General features: G+C 47.1%; 23 protein-coding genes. All 23 read left to right on the forward strand.

Features of this window, described 5'->3' with window-relative positions; all coding sequences use genetic code 11:
* Positions 1–1,566: a DUF935 domain-containing protein gene (locus BN1226_RS02175; protein ID WP_044469790.1), complete on the forward strand. Its 1,566-nt coding sequence runs from the start codon at positions 1–3 to the stop codon at positions 1,564–1,566.
* Positions 1,553–2,872 carry a phage head morphogenesis protein gene (locus BN1226_RS02180; RefSeq protein ID WP_044469791.1) on the forward strand — a complete coding sequence of 440 codons (1,320 nt, stop codon included), beginning with the start codon at positions 1,553–1,555 and terminating at the stop codon, positions 2,870–2,872. The genes BN1226_RS02175 and BN1226_RS02180 overlap by 14 nt, the downstream gene beginning before the upstream one ends.
* Before the next feature lie 140 nt (positions 2,873–3,012).
* Positions 3,013–3,447: a phage virion morphogenesis protein gene (locus tag BN1226_RS02185; RefSeq protein WP_044469792.1), complete on the forward strand. Its 435-nt coding sequence runs from the start codon at positions 3,013–3,015 to the stop codon at positions 3,445–3,447.
* A 237-nt stretch (positions 3,448–3,684) separates the two neighbouring features.
* Entirely contained in the window at positions 3,685–4,758 is a 1,074-nt protein-coding gene (locus tag BN1226_RS02190) for a phage protease (protein WP_044469946.1), read from the forward strand.
* Entirely contained in the window at positions 4,758–5,684 is a 927-nt protein-coding gene (locus BN1226_RS02195; protein ID WP_044469793.1) for a Mu-like prophage major head subunit gpT family protein, read from the forward strand. The genes BN1226_RS02190 and BN1226_RS02195 overlap by 1 nt, the downstream gene beginning before the upstream one ends.
* Before the next feature lie 83 nt (positions 5,685–5,767).
* Complete coding sequence (locus BN1226_RS02200) at positions 5,768–6,178, forward strand: HI1506-related protein (protein WP_044469794.1); 411 nt, start codon at positions 5,768–5,770, stop codon at positions 6,176–6,178.
* Positions 6,178–6,597 (forward strand): gp436 family protein, encoded by a 420-nt coding sequence (locus BN1226_RS02205; protein WP_044469795.1) that lies wholly within the window; start codon positions 6,178–6,180, stop codon positions 6,595–6,597. Before BN1226_RS02200 ends, BN1226_RS02205 begins: the two co-directional genes overlap by 1 nt.
* Positions 6,597–7,151 (forward strand): DUF1834 family protein, encoded by a 555-nt coding sequence (locus BN1226_RS02210; protein ID WP_044469796.1) that lies wholly within the window; start codon positions 6,597–6,599, stop codon positions 7,149–7,151. Before BN1226_RS02205 ends, BN1226_RS02210 begins: the two co-directional genes overlap by 1 nt.
* 3 nt (positions 7,152–7,154) lie before the next feature.
* Complete coding sequence (locus BN1226_RS10550) at positions 7,155–7,328, forward strand: DUF2635 domain-containing protein (protein WP_044469797.1); 174 nt, start codon at positions 7,155–7,157, stop codon at positions 7,326–7,328.
* A 3-nt stretch (positions 7,329–7,331) separates the two neighbouring features.
* Entirely contained in the window at positions 7,332–8,795 is a 1,464-nt protein-coding gene (locus tag BN1226_RS02220) for a phage tail sheath subtilisin-like domain-containing protein (RefSeq protein WP_044469798.1), read from the forward strand.
* Positions 8,796–8,804: 9 nt separating this feature from the next.
* Positions 8,805–9,158: a phage tail tube protein gene (locus BN1226_RS02225; protein WP_044469799.1), complete on the forward strand. Its 354-nt coding sequence runs from the start codon at positions 8,805–8,807 to the stop codon at positions 9,156–9,158.
* On the forward strand, positions 9,143–9,529 hold the full coding sequence (locus BN1226_RS02230; protein ID WP_239384646.1) for a phage tail assembly protein: 387 nt from the start codon (positions 9,143–9,145) through the stop codon (positions 9,527–9,529). Before BN1226_RS02225 ends, BN1226_RS02230 begins: the two co-directional genes overlap by 16 nt.
* Positions 9,530–9,651: 122 nt before the next feature.
* A complete protein-coding gene (locus BN1226_RS02235; RefSeq protein WP_044469801.1) occupies positions 9,652–11,820 on the forward strand; it encodes a tape measure protein in 2,169 nt (722 codons plus the stop codon).
* Positions 11,820–13,316, forward strand: coding sequence for a DNA circularization protein (locus BN1226_RS02240; RefSeq protein WP_044469802.1), 1,497 nt, complete (start codon positions 11,820–11,822; stop codon positions 13,314–13,316). Before BN1226_RS02235 ends, BN1226_RS02240 begins: the two co-directional genes overlap by 1 nt.
* Entirely contained in the window at positions 13,313–14,074 is a 762-nt protein-coding gene (locus tag BN1226_RS02245; RefSeq protein ID WP_044469803.1) for a phage baseplate assembly protein, read from the forward strand. Before BN1226_RS02240 ends, BN1226_RS02245 begins: the two co-directional genes overlap by 4 nt.
* 3 nt (positions 14,075–14,077) lie before the next feature.
* On the forward strand, positions 14,078–14,530 hold the full coding sequence (locus BN1226_RS02250; RefSeq protein WP_044469804.1) for a phage baseplate assembly protein: 453 nt from the start codon (positions 14,078–14,080) through the stop codon (positions 14,528–14,530).
* A gap of 13 nt (positions 14,531–14,543) precedes the next feature.
* Positions 14,544–15,068, forward strand: a complete 525-nt coding sequence (locus BN1226_RS02255; RefSeq protein WP_044469805.1) for a phage baseplate assembly protein V — start codon at positions 14,544–14,546, stop codon at positions 15,066–15,068.
* Between the two features lie 8 nt (positions 15,069–15,076).
* Positions 15,077–15,481 (forward strand): phage GP46 family protein, encoded by a 405-nt coding sequence (locus tag BN1226_RS02260; protein WP_044469806.1) that lies wholly within the window; start codon positions 15,077–15,079, stop codon positions 15,479–15,481.
* Complete coding sequence (locus BN1226_RS02265) at positions 15,481–16,551, forward strand: baseplate J/gp47 family protein (protein WP_044469807.1); 1,071 nt, start codon at positions 15,481–15,483, stop codon at positions 16,549–16,551. The genes BN1226_RS02260 and BN1226_RS02265 overlap by 1 nt, the downstream gene beginning before the upstream one ends.
* Positions 16,539–17,126: a putative phage tail protein gene (locus BN1226_RS02270; protein ID WP_044469808.1), complete on the forward strand. Its 588-nt coding sequence runs from the start codon at positions 16,539–16,541 to the stop codon at positions 17,124–17,126. The genes BN1226_RS02265 and BN1226_RS02270 overlap by 13 nt, the downstream gene beginning before the upstream one ends.
* Positions 17,126–18,451, forward strand: a complete 1,326-nt coding sequence (locus BN1226_RS10440; RefSeq protein ID WP_052506674.1) for a phage tail protein — start codon at positions 17,126–17,128, stop codon at positions 18,449–18,451. Before BN1226_RS02270 ends, BN1226_RS10440 begins: the two co-directional genes overlap by 1 nt.
* Positions 18,448–19,095: a DUF4376 domain-containing protein gene (locus tag BN1226_RS02280; RefSeq protein ID WP_239384648.1), complete on the forward strand. Its 648-nt coding sequence runs from the start codon at positions 18,448–18,450 to the stop codon at positions 19,093–19,095. The genes BN1226_RS10440 and BN1226_RS02280 overlap by 4 nt, the downstream gene beginning before the upstream one ends.
* On the forward strand, positions 19,088–19,561 hold the full coding sequence (locus BN1226_RS02285; protein ID WP_044469809.1) for a hypothetical protein: 474 nt from the start codon (positions 19,088–19,090) through the stop codon (positions 19,559–19,561). Before BN1226_RS02280 ends, BN1226_RS02285 begins: the two co-directional genes overlap by 8 nt.
* Positions 19,562–19,676: the final 115 nt, after the last annotated feature.

The raw sequence follows: 19,676 nt of genomic DNA on the forward strand, positions 1-19,676 counted from the left end.
ATGCAAAGTCAAATTTTAGATATTTATGGCAACCCGTTTGTGTTTGATGACGAGTTACAAACGGAAAACAATAGCCGTTTAGCCTATTTGCAACACCATTACAGCGAGCATCCTGCCAGTGGATTAACCCCTGCTAAAGCCGCCAGTATTTTGCGCGCGGCAGAGCAAGGCGACTTGGTAGCACAATCGGAACTGGCGGAAGACATGGAAGAAAAAGACAGCCATTTGCAGTCTGAGCTGGGCAAGCGGCGTGCTGCCTTGTTGACCGTGGATTGGACGATTAAACCGCCACGCAATGCCAGCGCGGCGGAACAACGCGACGCGGAGATGTTGGAAGAAATCCTACGCGATGCCACGTGGCTAGATGATTGTATTTATGATGCGTCGGACGCGATTTTAAAAGGGTTTAGCTGCCAAGAAATCGAGTGGGAAGCAGGCTTGCAAGGTGGCTTAAAACTGATTAAAAACGTGCAATGGCGCGACTCGAGTTGGTTTATGACACCGTCTTTTGAGCGCAACAACTTGCGCCTACGCGATGGCTCAACACAGGGGCTGGATTTACAGCAATTTGGTTGGATTAAACATATCGCAAAAGCCAAAACGGGCTATTTGTCGCGGATTGGTTTGGTGCGTATGTTGGTGTGGCCTTTTATTTACAAAAACTACTCTGCCCGCGATTGCGCGGAATTTTTAGAGATTTATGGCTTGCCATTGCGCTTAGGCAAATACCCCGAAGGGGCGACACCAAACGAAAAAAATACTTTATTGCGTGCGGTGATGAGTATCGGACATAACGCAGGGGGTATTATCCCACGCGGCATGGAAATTGAATTTGAACGCGCGGCTGACGGCTCAAGTGGCGAATTTTTTGCCATGATTGACTGGGCCGAAAAGTCCATGTCAAAAGCGATTTTAGGCGGCACGCTCACCTCACAGGCGGATGGCGCAACCAGCACCAACGCACTCGGTAATGTGCATAATGACGCGCGCCTTGAGTTACGCAATGCAGATTTATCGCGTTTGCAAGCCACGCTCACGCGTGATTTGGTTTATCCGCTCTACGCACTTAACTGCAAATCATACAACGACGCACGGCGTATCCCGCGCTTTGAGTTTGATGTCTCCGAGAGCGAAGATATGAACGCCTTTGCCGACGGGCTGAACAAGCTCGTGGATATTGGCTTTAAAATCCCTGCGCAATGGGCACATGACAAATTGCAAGTGCCAGTAGCGGCAGATGACGAAGTAATTTTAGAGCGCAAAACTACGCCAAATCCGACCGCACTTTTAAACGCCCAGGCTACAGGCAAAATGGCGGTGTTATCGGTGCGACAAGACCCTGATGTGGTGTTAGATAAATTTGAGCCAAGCGCGGATGAATATCAGCAAGTGATTGATCCGATTTTAATGCCCGTGGTGGAGGCATTACAACAAGGTGGCTATGAGTTTGCACAAGAGCGCATTGCCACCTTGTATGCGGATTTAGACGACAGCGCGTTGGAAGATATGTTGGCGCGTGCGATTTTTGTGAGCGATATGTGGGGACGACTCAATGCCAACCGATGAGATTGATTTAGGCTATGCGTCACGGCTTGAGCCTGAGCTTGCGGTGGATTATTTTAAAGCCAAAGGCTACAAAATCACGTGGAATTGGCAAGAACAGCTCGAATCCGCTCACGCTCGCGCGTTTACTGTGGCGAAAGCCACCAATATGGAAGTGTTGGAAACCTTGCGTCTTGCCACGAAAGACGCGATTAAAAACGGCACATCAGAACGGGATTTTATCAAAAATCTGCAACCTGAATTAGAGCGTTTGGGCTGGTGGGGTAAGAAAACCATTATCAACGAGCGTGGCGAAACGCAAGAAGTGCAACTTGGCAGCCCACGTCGATTACGCACCATTTTGCGCACCAACAAAATCACCGCCTATCATGCAGGACGTTACGCGGAGCAAATCGCCAATGCGGATGAAGAGCCTTATTGGCAATATGTCGCCGTCAACGACAGCCGCACGCGCGCCAGCCATTTGGCAATGAATATGAAAATCTATCGTTACGACGACCCGATTTGGAATACGATGTATCCGCCAAATGACTGGGGTTGTCGCTGCCGAGTGCGTGCGTTGAGCGAGTTTAGAGTGCAACGTCAGGGCGCAACAATTAGCTCAAGCGAAGGCAAGCTGAGCGAAGATTGGACGTTAGCGGCAGTAGATAAGGCTACGGGCGAAGAAACGCATACCAAAGTGACGAGCATTCGCACGGATAAAGGCAAGATGACCACGGGAGCAGGTTGGAATTATAACGTGGGACAAGCGGCGTTTGGCACAGATCAGGCGGTTATCCGCAAATTGTTGCAAGTGCAAAACCGTGAGTTACGTCAGCAGACTATCCAGGCAATTAACAACAGCGAAGCGCGGCATAAAGCCTTTGAGCGTTGGGTAAATACGACGTTAGGTAAATATGGCGCAGGGAAATCGTATATTGCAGCAGGTATAGTCACCACAGATATTGCCGAAAAAGTCTCCGTCTTATCAAACAGCGAGAAAATATCTGAACAGCTTTTAATTGTCTCCGAAAAACGGTTAAATCACTCCAGAGAAAAACACAAAAAAGACGGTGTTGGCTTAACACTGGCAGAATATGCCAGTCTTTCGCGGATTGTTGCCAACCCAAGCATGGTGATTTGGGATAAAGACAATCAAAATTTGATTTATTTAAATAGTGATAAAACCATAAAGGTTGTGGTTGATGCACCAAATAAAGACAAAATAAGACCCCGAGATAAAGTTGACTCTATTATTAATGCCTATAAGGTCAATTTTATTGATGTGCAAAATGCAATAAAAGGCGGCGTGTATGTTGTGATTAAATAAAACAAGGGGCGTATTGCTACGCCCCTTGTTTAGGGTTATGGTGGGGGTCGAACCCACAATACCACGATCTCTCGCTGACTTACCATTAGTCGACATAACCTATTTTTTATTATTAAAATCTAATTTTTGGACAAAGTCAAATGCATTTAGAGTTTAAATTTGATACCCGAGCCATACAAAACCAATTTCGCAAATTGCAAGAGGCAGGCAAATCTGATGGCTTGACGCGTAAAATCGCCAATGTCCTACTCGCCGAAGCAGAAGATGCCTTTGACCATGAGCAGTCACCGAGTGGCGAAAAATGGTCGGCACTTGACCCTAAATATAAAACACAACGACACGTCAAAGGTTATACGGGCAAAATGTTGCAAGTGACGGGTGATTTGGTGAGTAGCCTTAATATTGATTATGGTGACAGTTTTGCTGTAATTGGTGCAGCCGAGCCTTATGGACAATATCATCAAACTGGCACCACCAAAATGCATGCTCGTCCATTTTTGGGCTTGGGCGAAACGGGCGTGGAAGAAATTAAACAGATTATTGCAAAACGGTTAAAAGAAGCCTTTGACAATTAAATTTGCAAAATACCGCCTAAAACGCGTTATAATAGCCACGAAATTTAAGGTTCGCATAATTTAACGCATAAAATAATTTAAACGCAATATGCGCGATTTAAACGGCAATTAAACGACATCCACTCCATAAAATAAAATACAATTCCTTATCGCCCCTGAAATTTGCTTGTCGGGGGCTTTTTAATCTCTGATCTTCCGCAAACTCAATTCGCGCCCCCATACGGCAAAATGGCAAGTATGAAAGCAAAGAAAACCCCTATTGCGGTTTTAACCGCGCAACTTATCAATCCAGACGGTTGGCAGCAGCTACTCCCTAAAGGCGAATTCCGTTCGCGTGATGGCTCGCCGCAAGATGTGGCGCATTGGTTTATTGACAAAACCATTGCTCACCGCTTGATGGATAAAGTGCGCGCGTTAAAACAAGACATCCTAATCGACTACGACCACGAAACCATTATCAAAGCCAAGAATGGCGTTGACGCTGGCAATGTGGTGGCGGCTGGTTGGTTTAACGCAGATGAGATGCAATGGTTTGACGATGACGAGCGCGCAGGGCTGTTTATTAAGCCACGCTGGACACCGAAAGCCTATCAGCAAATCAAGGATGGCGAATTTGCTTTTTTAAGTGCTGTATTCCCCTACGATGAAAACGGCATCCCTTTAGAGCTCCGAATGGCAGCGGTGACTAATGATCCTGGTGTGACAGGCATGCAACGGTTAGCTGTGCTTTCGGCGTATGACTTAACAACGGAGAGTAACGCGATGAATGCACTGTTAAAACAGTTGCTGGCAAAACTTGGCGTAGAGCTTGCGGACGGCGCAGAGCCGACCGAAGAACAAGCCACTGCGGCAAAAGATGCCTTAGATGCCTTAATCAAAGGCAAAACCGACGCTGAAGCCCAAGTGGCGACCTTGAGTGCGAAAAGCACAAGTGTAGATTTAAGCCAGTATGTGCCAAAAGCGACTTATGATGCCACGGTATCACAATTAGCGGTGTTATCGGCAAAAACCGCCGAAAACGAAATCGACACTTTGGTGACAAAAGCGCGTAACGAAGGGCGCGCGATTGAAGCAGAAGTGGATTATTTAAAACAATTTGGCAAACAAAAAGGTGTGGCGGAATTGTCGGCAATGTTGTCTGCACGCCCACAAATCGCGGTGTTATCCGCACAACAAACACAAACCACCAAAGTGGAAAAAACTGAGAAAGGCGTTGCAGTGTTAAGTGCGGTGGAAAAAGAGACAGCCTATCGTTTAGGCATCTCAGAAGCGGATTTTATTAAGCAAAAAGCGGAAATGGAGGCTAACTAATGGCTAAAAATGTCACCCCCGAAATTGTGAAAGCCCTGTTTGTCGGCTTTGGCAAAAACTTTAAAGACGGTTTGGCGAAAGCACCTAGCCAATACACTAAAATTGCGACCGTGATTAAATCTAGCACTGCCAGCAATACTTATGCGTGGTTAGGTCAAATGCCAAAACTCACGGAATGGATTGGTAAACGTACGATTACGGCAATCCAAACCCACGGCTACTCGATTGTCAATAAATCGTTTGCTAACGGCGTGGAAATCCTACGCACAGACGTAGAAGACGACAACGAAGGCGTATATAGCCCACTTATCGAAGAGTTAGGTCGCTCAGCAGGCGAACAACCTGATGAATTGGTATTTGGTGCATTAAAAGCAGGCTTTACGACACCTTGTTATGACGGTCAATACTTTTTTGACACCGACCACCCTGTAGGCGCAAATGTGGACGGCACAAGCCCTGTGTCGGTGAGCAATATTACCGATGACGGCACTAACACCACCGAAGCGGATGCGTGGTATTTATTGGATACATCACGTGCGTTAAAACCTGTGATTTTCCAAGAGCGCAAAGCGCCAACTCCTGCGCAAATGACGGACGCAAACGCGCAAAAAGTGTTTGAAGAAGATGTGTACACCTACGGTGTGGACAGCCGTTGTAACGTGGGTTACGGATTCTGGCAGATGGCACACGCGGTGAAAGGCAAATTGACCGCTGACAACTTGTGGAAAGCCATTAGCGCAATGCGTGCGGTGCGTGGTGATGGCGACCACCGTTTAGGCATTAATCCAACGGTGATTGTGGTGCCACCGTCGCTCGAAAAAGAAGCCACTCAGTTGTTAGAGCGCGAATTCCGCGTTGAAAACGGTGCGACCGTGGACAATGAGTTTAAAGGCAAACTGGAGTTAATTGTCGCGGATTATCTCTAGCGCATTTAAAGTGCGGTGAAAAAATCGCGTATTTTTAACCGCACTTTAAAACACATTTAATGGGCATTAAACAAGGATTAAAAATGGATGAACAACAAGCTATCCGCTATCAAGTGGTGGTGCATAACAAAATTAAAGACGGCTATCGACGTGCTGGCTTTAGTTTGCAAAAAGGTGCCAATCTCCTTATGGATGTCACTGAAGCGCAAATTGCTACCTTTAAAGCCGATCCCCGTTTGGTATTTGGCAGTCAAGACCCGATGCCAACAGAAAGCATTTTACGCGCTGAAAAACGCTTACAAGGCAATGCGGACGGTGGTGCGCAATCGACCGTGGTCGACAATTTGTTACCTGCCGATTTAACGGTGTCGCAACTTAAAGCCGCGCTTACCGAAAAAGGCGTGGAATTTGCCGACGGCGCGAAAAAGGCGGATTTAGTGGCATTGCTTGAGACCACAACGCAAGCCGAAACCAACAAAACGGACGGTGAATAATGTTATACGCGACCCGAGACAGTTTTATTAATCGTTATGACGAACGCACCTTGGCGTTATTAGCATCTCACCAAGACGGCTCGTTAAACACCGTCAAAGTGGACGAAGCCTTGCAAGATGCCAGCGAAATGATTGATAGCTATTTGAGTGGTCGCTATAGCTTGCCGCTCAAATCCGCCCCTGCGGTATTAGAGCGTCATTGTTGCTATATCGCGCGTTACTTTTTGGAGAAAAACCGCGCCACCGAACAAGCACGCAAAGACTACGAAGACAGCATCCGCTATCTCGAAAAAGTGGCAAGCGGCGCAATTTCGCTCGGCTTAACCGAGACGGACGAAACCGTGGAAAGCGAAAATGTCGTATTTATGGAATCCGCAGGCTCGGTCTGGGCGCGGGATAAATCAAAAGGATTTATCTGATGAGTGTGATTGCCGAAACATCGCAGGCGTTGATTGCCAAAATCCAAGCGCTATGCGGGGATTATCTGCGCGAAGTCGCCGAACACCCAGGGCAATGGGATGAAAGCACGATTCGCCGTTTGGTGCGCAACCCGCCCGCCGTGTATGTAGCGTGGCTTGGGCAAGTGCCAAACGCTCGTCCTTTTACCGTGACGGCACGCTGGGGCATTTTTGTGGTGGCGGACGTGTTAAACGGGCAACGGCACGACAGCGTGGGGATTTATCAAGTCGTAGAGAAACTCTCGGCAGGCTTGCATCAAGTCCAAATTGCGCCCAGCAATATGTTTGAGTTGGTCTCCGTGCAAAACCTGTGGAGCGACACCCAAAGCGAAATGGGCGTGGCGGTTTATGGGATGTATTTCAATGCCGTCCAACCGTTGATTAACCATATTGATGAGAGCGAATGGGACGATTTTAGGATCTACGACCAAACACTCAATCAAGCCAAAGAAGACAATGTGATTGACGGTTACACCCGATTAACCGTGCATTTACCACCATCCGAACAGGAGTAAGTGATGTTTAAAATCAAACCCAAAGCAGGATTAATTATCCGCGACCCCGACACCTTTGAGCCGTTGAGCGAAAAAGGCGAAGACAAACCGAAAACCAGTTATTGGCTTAATCATTTAAAAGCAGGCGATGTAGAGCTTGTGGTTGCCAAAGGCGCGAAAACTAACGAAAAGGAATAATCTATGTCAGTCTCCTTTAACCAAATCCCAAGCGCGGTGCGTGTGCCGTTAGCTTACATTGAATTTGATAACACCAAGGCGGTGAGCGGTACGCCATCAACCTTGCACAAGGTGTTGATGTTGGGGCAAAAACTCGCCACAGGCTCGGCCGAAGCAGGTCAGGCTGTGCGTGTATTAAATCACTCGCAGGCAAAACAGCTGTTTGGACGTGGCTCCATGCTCGCTGAAATGGTGCGCGTATTTAAGGCGCACAACAGCACACAAGATTTATGGGTGTTACCGTTAGATGACGCGGAAAGTAGTGCAAAAGCCACAGGCACTATCAAAATCACAGGGACCGCCACCGCAACAGGCGTGTTTAACCTGATGATTGCAGGCAACAGCTATCAACAATCGGTGGCGATTGGTGATACGGCAGCGCAAGTGGCGACTAAATTACAAAAATTGATTGCTGCTGATTTAGATAACGTGGTGGAGAGCCAAGTTAGCGATAGTACGATCACCTTAAAAGCACGCTTTAATGGAGAGTGTGGTAACGACATCGACATCCGTTGCAACTACTACACGGGCGAGACTTACCCCGAAGGCATGACGGCAACCATTACCGCCATGTCGGGTGGCTCGGTTAACCCTGATATGGCAGACGCTATCACGGGATTTGGCGCGGAATGGTGGAATTATGTGATTAACCCATTTACCGACACAGCAAGCCTTAATGCCTTGCGCACCGAATTGGTAAAACGCTGGGGACCGACGCAACAAATCGACGGCATTTGCTTTATGGCAAAACGTGGCAGTCACGCGCAAGTGACGACCTTTGCCGAAGAGCGTAATGATTATTTATTTAGCTGTATGCCAACCAATACTGTGCCACAGCCTGCTTATGTATGGGCAAGTGCGTATTGTGCGGTGGCGAGCGCATCGTTAAATACCGATCCTGCTATGCCATTGCAAACCTTGGTGATGGACTTGTTGCCGCCAGCTAAAAGTGCGCAATGGGACTGGACGGCACGCAATACTTTGCTTTATAGCGGTTTATCCAGTTATAGCGTTAACTCAGGTGGTCAGCCACAAATTGAGACAGCAATCTCCATGTATCGCAAAAATGCCTTTGGCGATACCGACGAGAGCTATTTGTATGTGGAGACGATTGCTACATTAAGTAAAATCCGCTACGCCTACCGCACACGGATTACGTCAAAATATCCGCGTTACAAACTCGCCAATGATGGCACGCGTGTCGCTCCTGGGCAAAAAGTGGTGACACCAAGTATTATTCGCGCAGAATTGCTCTCGTTGTACACGGAGTTGGAATATGACGGCTTGGTCGAAAACTTTGATAACTATAAAAACAGCTTAATTGTTGAGCGAGACACTAACAACACGCAACGCATTAACGTGTTATCAAACGACGACACAGTCAACCAATTCCGCGTTTACGCGCACGCTGTGCAATTTATCTTATAGGAGACAATCATGCCACAACAATATCAAGGCAAAGCCTATATCCGCATTAACGGGGCGGAATATCCCACCGACAATGACGGTACATTAACATTAGGCGGTATGGAGCGCGAAACCGTGAAAGGCTCGCGCGTGTATGGTTACTCCGAGAAACCAACCGAAGCCACAGTTGAGACTACCGTATTTAACTGCTCGGAAACAGACGCAGCGGTGTTAAAAGATTTAGTGGGTGTAACAGTTGAGTTTGAGACCGATATCGGGCAAACCTACTTACTCCCTGACGCTTGGGTAACGGATAGCACAACCTTAAGTGCAGACGGCAAAGTTAAACTTAAATTTGCTGCCGTTGAGTGCAAACGTATTTAGGAGCACGTATGGAATTTAGCTTAAAACACGGCATTATGCTTGAGGATGATGCCCAAATTAGCGTGGAGACGCGCGAGTTATCTACGCAAGACTTAATCGACGCGGAAGTCGCCGCAGAGCGATTGGTGTTTGATAAAGACGGCAATCCTGCGTTGGTGACCAGCCAAGTGTTATTTAACTATGAGCTACTTCGTCGTCAAATTAAATGTATCGGTAAGATCCCAGGCCCACTTTCGATCAAAATGTTAGGTAAGTTACACCCTGATGACTTAAATCTCATTAATGTGATGCTCTCCACACAAGAGCAAGCCAAAGCATCAAAGGTGTTAGACCAACGGGGGCGCGTGGAAGCAACAAGTGAGAACGCTTGAGAAGGCTTGCTTGTTGCTCGCAAAACATTATCAAAGCAGCCCATCGTGGCTGCTCTCTCAAGAGATTTTAAGTTTGCCTCGATACGCCAGCTATATCCAATCGCCTGATTAAGAGGTAACGCATGTCAAACTCCACTACTTTTTATATCAATTTGGCTGGCGATGTCAGCCAACAATCACAACGCTTTGGGCGTGATGTCACCCAATTCTCCAACAAATCCACAAGCGCACTAAATAAGCTCTCCAGTCGCTTAAAATCAACCACAAATGAGTTACGCAGCATAGGCTCTACCCTTGGCGGACTGTCCAGCAAAATCAATGGCATGGGCAATATTGCTTTGCCTGTGGTTGGGGTAGGTGTGACCGCAGGCTTGATGACCGTCGGTAAATCCTTAATCCGCACCGCCGCGGATTTTGAGATGGCGGACATCCGAATGAATCAGATTTTTGGCAAACGCGGCAAAGAAGCGTCCAAATGGTTAAAAGACTTTGCCAAAGATACGCCAATGGCATTTGGCGACGTGCAACAAGCCATGATGCAATTAGAGACCGCGGGTATTGACCCGATGAACGGCTCTTTGCAAGCTCTTGTGGACTATAACGCCAAAATCGGTGGCGATACGCAAAACTTAAATGGCTATATCTCCGCAATCTCAAAAGGCTTTATCAAAGGCAAGCTCTCCATGGAGGAGATTAACCCGTTGCTTGAGCGTAATGTCAAAGTGTTTGAGATTTTAGCCAAGGAGACAGGGGGTAAATATACCGCCGACCAAATGCAAAAAATGCTCCAAGATGGCAAGCTCGGGCGCGCGGCAATTAATGCCTTATTGCGTGGTATGGGCAAAGACGCTCAAGGCGCCGCCAAACAACAAATGAAAACCTGGGATGGTTTGGTCTCTAACCTTGACGACACTTGGGTGGCGATGCAGGCGCGTTTTATGGAGCATGGTGCCTTTGATGAGCTTAAAAAAGAGCTGGGCGGATTGGTCGATTGGCTCGGACAAAAAATGGACGACGGCACGCTGGACGAATTTGCCAAGGTCGTTAGTGAGACATTGATTACCGCCTTACACGATTTAAAAGAGACCGCCAATGACGTTAAGCCGATTTTAGAGAGTATCGGCTCGGCAATGGCGTGGGTATCTGAACATGCGGGCGGTTACGGCAATATTGCTAAATTTGTCGCTGCACTTTACGCCGCCAATAAAATTGCGCGCGTGAGCTGGTCGGTAGGCAGTGGCGCGTACGGCATTGGTAAGGGAACCTATAATTTTGGTAAAAACGTTTATGGAGTAGGCAAAAAACTCGTCGGACGCGGCGGCAAAGGTGGCGCGCTGGAAGCAGTGAGCAATATTGCAGGGGGCTTAGCCAACAGCGCCGCTGGCGTGCAGTCGGTATATGTGGTCAATATGCCTGATGTGGGGTTTGGCGGAGTGGGACGTTCAAAAGGCAAAAAAGGTCGTCGTGCATTAAGCAAAAAATCACAAACCACCCAACAAAAACAACGGACACAGCGCGCAGCATTGGCGCATAAGTCATCGCCAACGCTGGTAGATACCCACTTAAAAACTGCCGTCCCTGCCACCGTGGCGGCAAATGTAACTAAATCGGCAAGCACTGCGGCAGCCGCTGGGTTGCCAGCCGTTACGCCTGTTGCCGCGCAAAACACAGCAAATGCGGTCAAACAAGCGGCGACAAGCCTTAAATCCAGTGCGGCAAGTGCGGTCAAAACCACGACAAATGTCGCCAAAACCGCTACCCAAGCCGTGGGCAAAACCCTTGGACGTGCCGTGCCAATGCTCAATGTCGGCTTGGCTGCCGCGCAAACGGCATCAGTGATTATGGATGAAGACGCGTCATTTCGCGAAAAATCCGAAGGTATTGGATCAGTGGCAGGTGCAACCGCGGGCGCGATTATCGGACAAATGGCAATCCCCGTGCCTGTTTTGGGCGCGGCGGTGGGCGGATTTATCGGCGAAAAACTCGGGGGCTGGTTGGGCGACTGGTTTGGCGAGAAACAAGAAGAATCCGCCAAAATCAATCCAGACCAAGCGGCACAGCAAGTCGGCTCGGCAATGGGCAGTTTTATTGGCTCCGAAGTGGGGCAAAAACTCTCGGGGATTAACCCTGTTGAGACCAAACTGGACGGCGCGGTCAAGGTGGCGTTGAGTTTGTCCGATGACTTGGTCGCCAAAGTTAAATGCCAAGAGATCACCAGCAATCAAAAAGGACAGTTGCAAATGATGGTTGAGACAGGCAGCACCAGCCAAATGTTATATGGAGCGGCATAATGAGCAGTATTAAAACAGGCAAAGGATCGTTTCGCGGTGTGCCATTTTTAATCGAGGAGCAACAAGGGCAAGACGGCGGTCGTCGCATTGTGACACACGAGTATCCCTTACGTGATGACGGTCTCACCGAAGACTTGGGCGCGCGCTTACGCAATTATCACGTAAGCTGTCTTGTGATTGGTGATGACTATCTCAGCCAAGCCGAGAAATTGATTGACGCATTGGAGGCAAAAGGCGAAGGCACGTTAAAACATCCTTTTTTTGGTAACAAAGAGGTGCGTGTCAGCGAGTATAAAGCCAACTACTCCACATCGCATTTGCGTGTGGTGCGTTTTGAGATCACCTTTGTGCCAGCAGTGGGGCAAATTGCGCCATTGGCAAGTCAAGACACGCGCCTTTCGGCGTTGTCGCAATATAGCAATGCACTCAACGCATTAAGCGATGAGTTTGCCAGTGCCTTTGAGCAAGCGATGGCATTTATGGATGAGATTATGGACTCGCCTTATTTGGCCGTGCTAGACCAAACCTTGGATTTTGTCGATAGCGTCTTTGATGGGATTGGATCAGTGCTTAATGCGGGGACGGATTTAAAAAATCGATTAACCCAGTTTAAATCTCGTTTAGAGAGCTTATTGCACATGCCGAAAACCTTAGCGGCAGAGTTGCAATCCTTAACCAAACTCACCGTGCTTGGCTCTTTTGATGTGGCAGCGGTGGCGGCTGGCGGGCGGTCAACCACTAAAAATTATGGTGGTTTGACGATTAGCGATAACACAAACAGTACCACAACCAGCCAAAGTGCGGTGGATTTTCAGCGCGTTTTTTCGCAGGCGGAAACTATGAAAACGAGCGTCAATAATCAACTCGCCAAACTCAATCAGCAAAGCGCCGAAATCAGTAACGACACCTTGGCGGAGGTTAGCGCGGCACAACAAAACAAACAAGCCACCACGGTGATACTTAACCGTTTATTTGCCGCGCAAATGGCAGAGACTAACAACAAGCAAACCATTAGCGATTTGTTTGTGGCAAAAACGCAGTACCTTGTGATGCGATTGGTGTTGACCACCATTGCGCTTGAGTATAGCAATGTTGTCGTCAATGCGGTGACTGTCTCGGCTGCGCAAGCCGTGACAGAGCGCAACGCCGAAGGCATTAGCGCAATGTTGATTGAGAGCCAACAAGATGTCCGTCGATACAGTGAGACGATTGATGCACAACTTGATAACCTTGCGCTCACCTATGCCGACCTTGGCTACTGGCAAAGTTATGAGAGCCTTGAGACTTATCGTTTGACCGTGCTTAATGATTTGCGCACGCGTGGCGAGCAACTGGCAAACAGTAAATCCGTGACCTTATGCATGACGCAACCCGCGCTTGTAGTGGAGTTTGAGCAAACAGGCAACGCCAAAACGTGGGAGCGATTTGCCGTGCGTAATAATTTGGCTCATCCACTCTTTTGTACTGGCAATCAAACCGTTGAGGTATTGCAATGACGAACGCATTAAAACAATCTGATATTAAACTCTATTTAAATGGCTTGATTTTTACGGGCTGGAAACGTATTTCGGTGCGCCGCTCCCTTGAGAGCATGAGCGGTCAATTTGAGTTAGGCATTGCGGTGCGCCCCGAAGATGATGCCACGGTGCTCAAAGTGGGCGCATCGCTCCAACTTAAAATCAATGGGCATAATGTCATCACGGGTTATCTGGATGAGCTTAAGCAAAGTATCTCAGGCAATGACAAGACCATTGATATTTCGGGGCGCGATAAAACTTGCGATTTAGTCGATTGCTCGGTGATCCACGATAGTTATCATTTTAAAAAGCAAACCGTTAAACAAATCGCCGAAAGCCTATGTAAGCCGTTTGGCATTGCTGTGGTGTGGGCGGTGGATACCGCCGAAGCCAATGAGACGTTGCCCGTTTGGCAAGTGGAGCCAGGGGAAACTGTTTTTGATACCCTGCAAAAGCTGGCAAGACATAAAGGGATTTTAGTGACATCGGATGTGGACGGCAATTTAGTTTTTACCGAGCCGTCGACACAACAAAACGGGCACTTGGTGTTGGGCGAAAACTTGTTAAGCCTTGATGTGATGGATTGTTGGACAAATCGCTACTCCATGTATCGCGTGATTGGTGATGCGGAGCAAGGCGGCGAAAAAGGCGATACTGTTAAAAATGCTAAAAAACGCAAAAGTAAAAAAGATAAATCAGCTATCCCTGATGACTCGGGGTTATTTACAGGGGGCTAAATAATGAGTGCAAGTGGATTAAAAATCGAAGTCAATGACGAAGGCGTCTCTCGCTATCGCCCGTTAGTGATCATTGCCGATGATAATATGACAGGCTCCACGGGCTACCAACGCGCCCAATGGGAGAAGAAACGTAACAACGCCGAAGCCAAAAAATCCACCGCCACTGTGCAAGGTTGGACGCGCGCAGATGGCTCATTGTGGTTGCCGAATGAGTTGGTGTTATTAACTGCCGCAGAATTTGGTATCCAGGGCGAAGAACGCTTGATTGTGGATGTGGAATTTGCGCTAGACGACCAAGGCGGCACAATAACTAATCTCACACTAATGCACCGTGACGCCTTTGATGAGCCACCAGAGCCGTTGGATGACAATGGCAAGAAAAAATCGAAAAAATCCAAAAAAGCGAAAAAATCGAAAAAAGACAACGTAAAAGAATTTACCGATTTTGAATAAAGGTTAGTTGATTATGCAAGGTTTAAATAAGGTTTTAGCCCCAATTAAAAGGGGGTTACAAGGTCTTGTTTCGCGCGCTGTGATTGCGGTCGTCAACGACAGTTTGGCACGCCAAAATTTGCAAGTGCGGTTACAAGCTGACGAGGTGGCAGATGATGTGGAGCGTTTCCAAAATTATGGGCATTCATCCTTTCCCGTGGCGGGCGAAGCCATTGTGGTTTCGGTGGGCGGTAAACGCTCGCATTTGGTGGCAGTGGTTGTCGATGATAAGGGAGCTCGCCCAACAGACTTGATTGCAGGCGATAGTGTGTTGTATCATTTTGAGGGACACCAACTCCTTCTCACGCAAAATGGCGAAGCCATTCTCACCTGTAAAAAATTTACCGTTGACGCAGACACAATACTCTTTGACGCTCCGCAAACTCAATTTACTGGCGATGTTGATATTATGGGCGTATCAACAGCAAAAGACCATCAATCTAGTGGTGTGAGTGGCAAAGACCACGACCATGAGCAAAAGGTGGGCAAACCTACATAGGATTTAAGATGTCAGATTTAGCCATTGCATGGACCAACGGACAAGGCGATCTCGTCGATGTCGGCGGCTCATTATTGTTAGATGACACCTTAACCAATGCCATTGTGATTAGTCTCTTTACCGATGCGCGTGTTGATGGCGCGCGCGGTTGGTGGGGCAACTCCTTTGCCGAGCTTGAGATGGGCTCAAAATTATGGACGCTCACCCGCGCTAAGCAACTTGATGATGTGTTAGCCGATGCGGAGCATTATGCGAATACGGCGTTACAGTGGATGGTGCGCGATAAACTCGTGCAAGCCATTGCAGCGACCGCCACTAATCCAACCAACGCCAAGCTGTTGTTAACTATTGATGTGACGCTCCTTAATGGGCGCGTTGAGCAACGTATGTTTACAGCAACTTGGAGCCTTTAATGTCTTATCAAACCCCGACGCTATCTGAACTGATTGCTCAAGGTGAAAGACTCTATTTACACCAATTCCCCCAATCTAAACGACACTCGGTGTTGTCTGTAGTCAATCGCGTCAATGCGGCATTGAGCGCAGGCGAGCATAAGCACGTGGATTGGCTGGCGAAACAAATTATCCCCACTACCGCCGACGAAGATTATTTGCTTGAGTATTGTGCTTATAAAGGCATATTTCGCAAGCCTGCCAGCGTGGCGCGCGGCATGATTGTGTTGGATGTGGCATTTGACACTGAGATTGAGAGCGGGACGAGCTGGGAGGATAGCACCACGGGATTGCAATTTTTCGCGGTTGCTACCACGCAAGTTGCGGCTGGCAAGGCGGAGATTGAGATTGAGTGCGACACCAGTGGCACGGTTGGCAATTTAAGTGCTGGCACCACATTAAGTCTTACCAATGCCGTGTTGGGCGTGCAATCAGACGCTACCGTCAAAACCTTAAGTGGTGGCGCGGATTTAGAGAGCCTATCCAGTTTACTCGCGCGCTTGATTTATCGTGTGCAATACCCACCAGCAGGTGGGGCTGACCACGATTATGTGCGCTGGGCATTGGAGTGCGATGGCATTACGAGAGCGTGGTGCTATCCGCGTTATATGGGCGGTGGCACAGTTGGCGTAGCGGTGGTTTTAGATAATCAAAGCAATATTTTACCTAGCCAACAAGACTGCGACACGGTCAAAAATTATCTGCTCGGGCATAAAAATAGCGTCACTGGATTGTGGGAAGGCGCGCCCGCAGAAGCGGAAATCTATGTGTTTGCACCTAAAGTACGCAAACTGGATTTAACTATTCGCCTTGTGCCAGCTACCACAGCTTTAAAAAGTGCGGTCAAAAATGCGCTTGTTTCGCTTTGCCAAAGTTTAGATCCTGGTACGTTGCTTTATCTATCCCATTTGCGCGCTACCATCTCTAATGTGGTAGGTGAAACGGATAACGCGGTGATATCGCTTAACTCAGATATTCAGCTGGCATCTGATGAGATTTTGGTATTAGGTGAGATCACATGGCAAGCCTAAAAAAATCAGATTATCTTGATTGTGCGTTGCAGTTACTCCCTATTGGATTAGCGTGGCATCGCGCGTTAGACGGCAATTTTGCCAAACTTTTCGCGCCGCGCGCCACGCAATTAGCCAATGTCAACGCAGACGCACATCAACTGGTTAAAGAGCGGATTTTAAGCAACGCCTTTGTCTTGCTAGACGACTGGGAAGCCTTTTTCGGCTTACCAGAATGCACCGAAATTAACACGATTGATGCACGCCGCGCCGCATTAGTGGCAAAAGACAACGAAGTCGGCTCTTTTAACAAATATTACCTTGAGGAGCTAGCCCGCCAAAATGGCTATGAAATCAAGGTAATTGCGCATTATCCGCACCACTGCTTGCGTGATTGCACCTATCCACTTTATCCGCAAGAGAATGCGTGGCGCGTGTTTATTTACACTACATCAAAATCCATTCGCAATATGACGTGCTTAGATGATGTGACCAACGAATTAGTGATGATAGAGCGAAGCAAAATCGAATGCTTTTTAAAGCGTTTTTGCTATTCGCATCTTGAGATTATTTTTGTTTACGAAGAGGGACAATAATGTACGCATTAGATAATAAATCTGGCGTTGCCGTGATGCCAAAGATCCAAAAACAAGTATTTGATGCCAGATCGCCACAATGGTTTACCGAAGGCGGAAATGGTGTTAGTCCAAGTTACCCAGGCGCAGATTGGTTTAATGTTGTGCAGGCGGAGTTGCTTAATATTTTAAAGGCAGGTGGGATTACCCCTGATAAATCTCAGTTAAATCAACTCGCGTTAGCAATTCAAAAAATTATTGTAACGCAGTATCCGCCTTATGCGGGATATGACAGCAACAATGAAAAGTTATATGCATCAGCCAAGGCTATCAATACGCTCAAAGGATTTATTGATAGTAATACTCGTAGTTTTGCTAACTACATCCCAAACGGTAAAAAATCCAATGCAGTTGATAGTAATAGTGCTGACACAGTAGCAACGACTCTTGCAGTTAAAACTGCTTATGATTTAGCCAATACTAAAGTCAGTAAAAGTGGTGACACTATGACTGATGTATTAATATTTGACACTAATAATTGGGCACAAACTAAGTATACCACACAAGGAGGTATCTGGCGCTTTGAGGTACATCCTACTGGCGATCTTGCCACAAATACAGCAAGATTTAATTACGTGTTTGTGGATAAAACTGGTGCCGAAAGATCGCGCATCGCATTTAATCAATCAGTAGGCACATCAATTGTCGCGTATCAAGGTTGGATAGCAGATAATTATCTACCTCTTACTGGTGGCTTATTAAGTGGCGAGGTGTCATTACCGACACTAAAGGTAACCTCTAATAATACTGGTAAAGGCATCGAGATTGGCGATGACGCGACTATCGCTGATGTAAAATTATCTAATGGTATTGGCATTATCGGTAAACAACAAACCAACAAAGGATATGTCGGCTTTGGTTACAATACAGCAGCAAGTAAGCCACTAGCCTATATAGGCTATGACGGCAACAAATTAGTTACCAGTAACATATTATATCAAGGTGATACCAAGTACGCATTAGTGACAGATATCCCTAATATCACATCGGAGGCCGTATATGCAAGCCATTATAATGGCGCCAAGGTGTTAAAAATTAAGACCAACACTAACACAGGATGGAAAATCATTAAAATGCAAGTAGATAAGATGACTGTACCAGGTGACGGCGTACTTACCTTGAATCTGCCTGAGGCGACAACAACCGATGCTGTAGTCAGTGCTATTGATAATGGCACCGCTCGCTTTGGCTATGGCGGTAAAATGGACGGCACAAACAAGATTAAAATTTATGCACCACAAAACGCTATAGTTGGGCTAAACATTATCATTATCGGAGGCTTATGATGATTAAACAATTTAATTTAACTTTAAAAATCTTTGATGATATCCATGCAAGTGATGAGATAGAGTTAAGTGATGGATGGTACATTGTTGATGATGACATGATAGATAACATATCCGCCTCAATCACAGGCGGCGGAGATGTATGGTTAGATGATAATGGTAAATTAACCTGCTCTGGTAAATCACCATCACCATTACACATATGGGATGGCTCGCAATGGGTTATCGACCAATCAAAAGAGACTGCATTAAAAGCACAACATATAGCTCAACTGCGAGATAAAATCAACGCCTTGCGCGATGCCAAATCTGCAGGTGGCGTGTATGTGGAGCAACTAGGTAAGTGGTTTGACTCCGACAGCAAGGCTCAGGCAAAACTCCTAGGGCTGAAAGCTACAATGGATTTAGTAGGCGAGATAACTGTGAGTTGGACGTGTGCAGATAATACCGACTTTGAGGAGTTCGGCAAGCCTCACTTAACCGCCGTGATTGCTGCCATTTTGCAAGCAGAAAATCACAATCACACCGTGGCAAAACAGCATAAAGCGGCAATTGAATTGGCAGACAATCCGCTTGAGTATGATTATTCAGGTGGCTGGTCGAAAACCTATGAGGATTATTTAGCGGAGCAAGCCAATGGCTAATCAAGTATTTTTAGCATTTTACAAAGGCTCTGGTGGCAGTTTATCGGACAAACTCATTGACTTAATAATCCGCAAAACCACGCGCGGGAAATACTCACATTGTGAGCTTGTGATTGCCAAAACGGAGTTTATTACAGGCACTCATTATGAGTATGAGACAATATATCATTGCTACACATCATCGCCACGAGATGGTGGTGTGCGTTGCAAGGTGATTGATTTGAGGACGGGGGACTGGGATTTATTGCCGATAAATTCTAGCCTCGAACAACAAATCCTAACCTATTATGCGCAAACCAAAGGTGCACGTTATGACTACTGGGGAGCTCTTGGCGTCATTTTCGGTATTAAACAAAAACGCAGTAAGTATTATTGTTCGGAGTGGTGTTTTAATGCAATCACAGGTAAGACCGACGGTTGGCGGTTTAGTCCTAATCAATTAGCCGTCATTTTTAAAGGGATCTAGCATGACAGATAAACTCATCAACGCAGCAGTTGCAGCCATTGCGGCAAAAGCACAAACTGATAATAAGCAAGCAAGCAAGCAAGCAAGCAAGCAAGCAAGCAAAATAATTTTACAG

The organism is Mannheimia massilioguelmaensis (assembly GCF_000940515.1).
In the GTDB taxonomy this organism is placed as follows: domain Bacteria; phylum Pseudomonadota; class Gammaproteobacteria; order Enterobacterales; family Pasteurellaceae; genus Basfia; species Basfia bettyae.

Coding starts and splice junctions, on each gene's coding strand:
- BN1226_RS02175 (WP_044469790.1), top strand. CDS start 1: ATGCAAAGTCAAATTTTAGATATTTATGGCAACCCGTTTGTGTTTGAT.
- BN1226_RS02180 (WP_044469791.1), top strand. CDS start 1,553: ATGCCAACCGATGAGATTGATTTAGGCTATGCGTCACGGCTTGAGCCT.
- BN1226_RS02185 (WP_044469792.1), top strand. CDS start 3,013: ATGCATTTAGAGTTTAAATTTGATACCCGAGCCATACAAAACCAATTT.
- BN1226_RS02190 (WP_044469946.1), top strand. CDS start 3,685: ATGAAAGCAAAGAAAACCCCTATTGCGGTTTTAACCGCGCAACTTATC.
- BN1226_RS02195 (WP_044469793.1), top strand. CDS start 4,758: ATGGCTAAAAATGTCACCCCCGAAATTGTGAAAGCCCTGTTTGTCGGC.
- BN1226_RS02200 (WP_044469794.1), top strand. CDS start 5,768: ATGGATGAACAACAAGCTATCCGCTATCAAGTGGTGGTGCATAACAAA.
- BN1226_RS02205 (WP_044469795.1), top strand. CDS start 6,178: ATGTTATACGCGACCCGAGACAGTTTTATTAATCGTTATGACGAACGC.
- BN1226_RS02210 (WP_044469796.1), top strand. CDS start 6,597: ATGAGTGTGATTGCCGAAACATCGCAGGCGTTGATTGCCAAAATCCAA.
- BN1226_RS10550 (WP_044469797.1), top strand. CDS start 7,155: ATGTTTAAAATCAAACCCAAAGCAGGATTAATTATCCGCGACCCCGAC.
- BN1226_RS02220 (WP_044469798.1), top strand. CDS start 7,332: ATGTCAGTCTCCTTTAACCAAATCCCAAGCGCGGTGCGTGTGCCGTTA.
- BN1226_RS02225 (WP_044469799.1), top strand. CDS start 8,805: ATGCCACAACAATATCAAGGCAAAGCCTATATCCGCATTAACGGGGCG.
- BN1226_RS02235 (WP_044469801.1), top strand. CDS start 9,652: ATGTCAAACTCCACTACTTTTTATATCAATTTGGCTGGCGATGTCAGC.
- BN1226_RS02240 (WP_044469802.1), top strand. CDS start 11,820: ATGAGCAGTATTAAAACAGGCAAAGGATCGTTTCGCGGTGTGCCATTT.
- BN1226_RS02245 (WP_044469803.1), top strand. CDS start 13,313: ATGACGAACGCATTAAAACAATCTGATATTAAACTCTATTTAAATGGC.
- BN1226_RS02250 (WP_044469804.1), top strand. CDS start 14,078: ATGAGTGCAAGTGGATTAAAAATCGAAGTCAATGACGAAGGCGTCTCT.
- BN1226_RS02255 (WP_044469805.1), top strand. CDS start 14,544: ATGCAAGGTTTAAATAAGGTTTTAGCCCCAATTAAAAGGGGGTTACAA.
- BN1226_RS02260 (WP_044469806.1), top strand. CDS start 15,077: ATGTCAGATTTAGCCATTGCATGGACCAACGGACAAGGCGATCTCGTC.
- BN1226_RS02265 (WP_044469807.1), top strand. CDS start 15,481: ATGTCTTATCAAACCCCGACGCTATCTGAACTGATTGCTCAAGGTGAA.
- BN1226_RS02270 (WP_044469808.1), top strand. CDS start 16,539: ATGGCAAGCCTAAAAAAATCAGATTATCTTGATTGTGCGTTGCAGTTA.
- BN1226_RS10440 (WP_052506674.1), top strand. CDS start 17,126: ATGTACGCATTAGATAATAAATCTGGCGTTGCCGTGATGCCAAAGATC.
- BN1226_RS02280 (WP_239384648.1), top strand. CDS start 18,448: ATGATGATTAAACAATTTAATTTAACTTTAAAAATCTTTGATGATATC.
- BN1226_RS02285 (WP_044469809.1), top strand. CDS start 19,088: ATGGCTAATCAAGTATTTTTAGCATTTTACAAAGGCTCTGGTGGCAGT.